A 5,348-nucleotide genomic window follows, 5' to 3' on the forward strand; every position below is an offset into this window, starting at 1 on the left:
CGGCCGGGTGCACGCCCTCGGCGACTGCGCGCAGCACGCCGGCGCCCCGGGCGGGCTCGTGCAGTCCGGCTGGGAGCAGGCCGCCGTCCTCGCCGACCTGCTGACCGGCACCGACCCGGCCGCGCGCTACCGCGGCACCCGCCCGGTCACCCGGCTCAAGGCCCGCGGCATCGACCTCGCCGCCCTCGGCGACCCCACCGCGGGCGACGAGGAGCTGCGCGTCTCCGACCCCCGCCGCGGCCGCTACGGCGTGCTCGCGCTGCGCGACGACCGCGTCGTCGGGGCCGTCCTCATGGGACTCCCCGACGCCGCAGCCATGATCACCGAGCTGTACGACTCCGGCGCCCCCGCTCCCTCCGACCGGCTCGCGCTGCTGCTCGGCCGCGCCCTGCCCGGCGAGACGTCGCCCGCCACCGACCCGGTCCGGATGCCGGGAAGTGCCATGGTCTGCCGCTGCAACAGCGTCACCAAGAACGCGCTGGTCACCGCGTGGCGCGCGGGCGCCCACGACGTCGACGCGCTGTCGCGGCGCACCCGGGCCGCCACCGGCTGCGGGAGCTGCCGCGACGTCGTCTGCGGGATCCGGGACTGGCTGGCCGACATCGACCCGCCGCAGGAGAGCGCGGCATGAAGGAGCAGAGCATGAGCCGTCTGGTCGTCGTCGGGAACGGCATGGTGGGCCACCGCCTCGTCGCCGCGATGCGGGACCGGGACACCGCCGGGGACTGGGAGATCACCGTCCTCGGCGAGGAGACCCGCCGTGCCTACGACCGGGTCGCCCTGTCGTCCTACGTGGACGGACGCTCCGAGGAGGAGCTGCGCCTCGACGACGACGACCTGCGCGGCGACCCGCTGGTCACCTACCACCTCGGCGACGCCGTCGCCTCGATCGACCGCGACGCCCGCCGGGTCACCACTGCGTCCGGCCGCACCCTGACCTACGACGCGCTGGTGCTCGCCACCGGCTCGTACCCGTTCGTCCCGCCGGTCCCCGGCAAGGACCTTCCCGGCTGCTTCGTCTACCGCACCCTCGACGACCTCGACGCGATCAAGGCCGCCGCCGCGGCCGCCGCCGACGACCCGGCCCGCAAGGGGCGGCCGTCGGCGATCGTCGTCGGCGGCGGGCTGCTGGGCCTGGAGGCGGCGCGCGCGATGCGGCTGCTCGGGCTGTCCCCGCAGGTCGTCGAGATCGCGCCGCGGCTGATGCCGGTGCAGGTCGACGCGGGCGGCGGTGCGCTGCTCGAGCGACTGGTCACCGCGCAGGGCATCGCCGTGCGGACCGGGGTGTCGCTGGCCGCGGTGTCCACCGACCGCGGCAGGCTGGTCGGGACGCTGTCCGACGGCGTCGAGCTCGACGCCGACCTGGTCGTGTTCTCCGCCGGCATCCGGGCCTCCGACCAGCTCGCCCGCGACTGCGGCCTGCCGGTCGGCGAGCGCGGCGGCGTCTGGGTCGACGACCGCTGCCGCACCCGTGACGACGCCGTCTGGGCGATCGGCGAGTGCGCCGCGCTGGAGGGCCGCACCTACGGCCTGGTCGCACCCGGCTACGCGATGGCCGAGGTCGTCGCGGACCGGCTGCTCGGCGGTGAGGCCCGGATGACGCCCGAGGAGCTGGACATGTCCACCCAGCTCAAGCTGCTCGGCGTCGACGTCGCCAGCTTCGGCGACGCGCACGCGGTCACCGAGGGCGCGCTGGAGATCGTCGTCAACGACCCGGTCGAGGGGACCTACTCCAAGCTGGTCGTGTCCGACGACGCGTCCACCCTGCTCGGCGGTGTCCTGGTCGGCGACGCGTCGCGCTACGGCGCGCTGCGCCCGCTGGTCGGGTCCCGGCTGCCCGACGACCCGGTCACCCTCATCTCCAAGGGCGGCGCCGAGCCCGACGCGTCCGCGCTGCCGGACTCGGCCCAGATCTGCTCGTGCAACGCCGTCACCAAGGGCACGCTGTGCGCGGCGATCGCCGACGGTGCGCACACCGTGCCGGAGCTGAAGGCGTGCACCCGCGCCGGTACCACCTGCGGCTCGTGCGTCCCGGCGCTCGCCCGGATCCTGGCCCAGCAGGGCGTCGAGGTCTCGAAGGCCCTGTGCGAGCACTTCGACCACTCCCGCGCCGAGCTCTTCGAGATCGTCGCCGGGGCGGGCATCACCTCGTTCTCCGCGCTGATCTCCCGGTACGGCCGCGGGTCGGGCTGCGACATCTGTAAGCCGGTCGTCGGGTCGATCCTCGCGACGCTCTACAACGAGCACGTCCTCGACGGCGAGCGGGCGACCCTGCAGGACACCAACGACCACTTCCTCGCGAACATGCAGCGCAACGGCACCTACTCGGTGGTGCCGCGGATCGCCGGCGGCGAGGTGACCCCCGAGGGCCTGATCGTCATCGGCGAGGTCGCCCGCGACTACGGGCTCTACACCAAGATCACTGGTGGACAGCGGATCGACATGTTCGGCGCCCGCGTCGAGGACCTGCCGGCGATCTGGCGCCGCCTGGTCGACGCCGGGTTCGAGTCCGGCCACGCGTACGGCAAGTCGCTGCGCACCGTGAAGTCCTGCGTCGGCACGACCTGGTGCCGCTACGGCGTGCAGGACTCGGTCGGCCTCGCCGTCGAGCTGGAGCTGCGCTACCGCGGGCTGCGCAGCCCGCACAAGCTCAAGTCCGGCGTCTCCGGCTGCGCGCGCGAGTGCGCCGAGGCCCGGTCCAAGGACTTCGGCGTGATCGCCACCGAGCACGGCTGGAACCTCTACGTCGGCGGCAACGGCGGCTTCACCCCGCGCCACGCCGAGCTGCTCGTGTCCGACGTGGACACCGCGACGCTGGTCCGGACGATCGACCGGTTCCTGATGTTCTACGTCCGCACCGCCGAGCGGCTGCAGCGCACCGCGCCGTGGATCGAGGCGATGGAGGGCGGGCTGGACCACCTGCGCGCCGTGATCGTCGAGGACTCGCTCGGTATCTGCGGCGAGCTCGACGCCGCGATGGCCCGTCACGTCGACTCCTACGCCGACGAGTGGGCCGGCGTCCTGGCCGACCCGCAGAAGCTGGAGCGGTTCGTCTCCTTCGTCAACGCGCCCGACACCCCCGACCCCACCGTCCGGTTCGTCGAGGAGCGGGGACAGAACGTCCCGGCACCCGGCCGTCCCGACGAGCCCGTCCTGATCGGCCTCCCGGAGGTGTCCTCCCGATGACCACCCGGCTCGACGCGACCACCACGACCGCCGCGCCCGCCCCGGCCGGGACCGAGCCCACCGGCTGGCTCACCGTCTGCCCGGTGGACCGGCTGCAGCCCGGCCGGGGGGCCGCCGCACTCGTCGGCGACACCCAGGTCGCGTTGTTCCGTCTCGCCGACGGCTCGGTGTACGCCCTGGGCAACATCGACCCGTTCACCGGGGCCGCGGTCGTCTCGCGCGGCATCGTCGGCGACCGCGGCGGCGAACCGACCATTGCCTCGCCGCTCCACAAGCAGGTCTTCGCCCTGCGCGACGGCCGCTGCCTCGACGGTGCCGACGGCGACGCTGTGAGCCTGCCCGCGTTCGCGGTGCGGGTCATGGGCGACGCGCTGCAGGTCGGGCTACGGTGAACGGGCCTTCCCACGCCGTCGTGCCCACCACCACCCGCGACGCTCCCGGCGACCTCCGCGCGTCCTCCGCGCCGGCCGGCCGGGGTATCGGAGGAACGGAGAACCGGTGACCCGATCCGCCGCACGAGACACCGCCGCCGCGCCCGACGCGGCCGCGGTGCCACCGCTGGCCGGGTTCACCGTCGGCATCACCGCCGCCCGGCGCGCCGAGGAGCTCGCCACGATGCTGGAGCGCCGCGGGGCAACCATCCAGCACGGGCCCGCGCTGCGCATCGTGGCCCTCGCCGACGACGCCGACCTCGAGACCCGCACCCGCGAGCTCGTCGCGGCACCACCGGACATCACCGTCGCGACCACCGGGATCGGCTACCGCGGCTGGATCGAGGCCGCCGACGGCTGGGGGCTGGGCGAGGACCTGCTCGCCGCGCTCGGCCGCTCGGAGATGCTCGCCCGCGGCCCCAAGGCGCGTGGCGCTATCCGCGCGTCGGGCCTGGTCGACGCCTGGTCCCCCGAGTCGGAGTCCACCGCCGAGGTGCTGGAACACCTGCTCGACCGCGGCGTCGAGGGCAGCCGCATCGCGGTGCAGCTGCACGGCGAGCCGCTGCCCGACGTCGTCGACGCCCTGGAGATGGCGGGCGCCGAGGTCGTCACGGTGCCGGTCTACCGGTGGGCGCCGCCGCTGGACCTCGGCCCGCTGGACCGGCTGATCGACACCACCCTGGCCGGCGGGATCGACGTCCTGTCGTTCACCAGCGCTCCCGCCGCGGCCGGGATCCTCGCCCGCGCCGGGGAGCGTGGGCTCCGCGAGGACCTGCTCACCGCGCTGCGCGGCCCCGTGCTGGCGCTGTGCGTCGGCCCGGTCACCGCGGCGCCGCTGGAGGCGCTCGACGTGCCGACCGTGCAGCCGCAGCGCTCCCGGCTCGGCGCGATGGTGCGGACCTGCGAGTCCGTCGCCCCGGCCCGCGCCCGCAGGCTCCCGGTCGGCGGCCACCAGCTGGAGCTGCGCGGACACGCGGTGCTCGTCGACGGCACGCTGTGCCCGTTGCCGCCGACGCCCATGGCGCTGCTGCGGCTGCTCGCCAAACGTCCCGGCCGTGTCGTGTCCCGCGCCGAGCTGCTCGCCGCGCAGCCCGGTGGGGCGGGCGACGAGCACGCCGTCGAGAACGCGATCGGCAGGCTCCGCGCGGCGCTCGGTGTCCCCGGCCTGGTGCAGACCGTGGTGCGCCGCGGCTACCGGCTCGCACTCGAACCCGAGCACGGCGCGCACTGCGCCGAGGACCCGGAGGTGACCCGGTGACCGGGCTCCCGCTGCTCCTCGTCGCGCACGGGTCGCGCTCCGACGCCGCCGACGCGGTGATCCGGTCGCTCGCCGCGGCCGTCGCCGCACGCGGCCCGCAGGTCGAGGTCTGCTACGTCGACGTCCGCGGTCCCACGGTCGTCGACGCCGTGATCGGGCTGCGGGACCGCGGCCACGACGGTGCCGTCGTCGTCCCCGCGTTCCTCGCCGCCGGCTACCACGTGCGCACCGACCTGCCCGCCCAGCTCGCCGAGGTCGGCGCCGACCCGGCCCGGTTCCCGGTCACCCGCTCCATGGGTCCCGACCCGCTGCTCGCCGCCGCGGCCCTGGACCGGCTGCGCACGGCCGGCTACCGCGACGGCGACGCCGTCGTCCTCGCGGCGGCCGGCTCGTCGGACCCGTCCGCGGTCGCCCAGGTGCACGCGAGCGCCGGAATGCTCGCCCGCCGGGTCGGCCGTCCGGTCCCGGTCGGG

5 protein-coding genes are annotated in these 5,348 nt (G+C 75.4%); all 5 read left to right on the forward strand.

Annotated features, from left to right (window positions below; all coding sequences use genetic code 11):
* On the forward strand, positions 1 to 631 hold a 631-nt coding region (locus GTW08_RS01245), incomplete at its 5' end, for a (2Fe-2S)-binding protein (RefSeq protein ID WP_202416242.1).
* An 11-nt stretch (positions 632 to 642) separates the two neighbouring features.
* The gene (gene nirB, locus GTW08_RS01250) at positions 643 to 3,186 is read left to right on the forward strand and encodes a nitrite reductase large subunit NirB (RefSeq protein ID WP_161151272.1); all 2,544 of its coding nucleotides are present in this window, start codon (positions 643 to 645) and stop codon (positions 3,184 to 3,186) included.
* Positions 3,183 to 3,578 (forward strand): nitrite reductase small subunit NirD, encoded by a 396-nt coding sequence (gene nirD / locus GTW08_RS01255; RefSeq protein ID WP_161151270.1) that lies wholly within the window; start codon positions 3,183 to 3,185, stop codon positions 3,576 to 3,578. Before nirB ends, nirD begins: the two co-directional genes overlap by 4 nt.
* Before the next feature lie 106 nt (positions 3,579 to 3,684).
* A complete protein-coding gene (locus tag GTW08_RS01260) occupies positions 3,685 to 4,875 on the forward strand; it encodes a uroporphyrinogen-III synthase (RefSeq protein ID WP_161151271.1) in 1,191 nt (396 codons plus the stop codon).
* Positions 4,872 to 5,348 (forward strand): CbiX/SirB N-terminal domain-containing protein (locus tag GTW08_RS01265; RefSeq protein WP_346009829.1); only part of this gene is annotated, 477 nt, incomplete at its 3' end. The genes GTW08_RS01260 and GTW08_RS01265, both read left to right, overlap by 4 nt.

Origin of the sequence: Pseudonocardia sp. SID8383, assembly GCF_009864975.1 — a bacterium.
In the GTDB taxonomy this organism is placed as follows: Bacteria; Actinomycetota; Actinomycetes; order Mycobacteriales; family Pseudonocardiaceae; genus Pseudonocardia; species Pseudonocardia alni.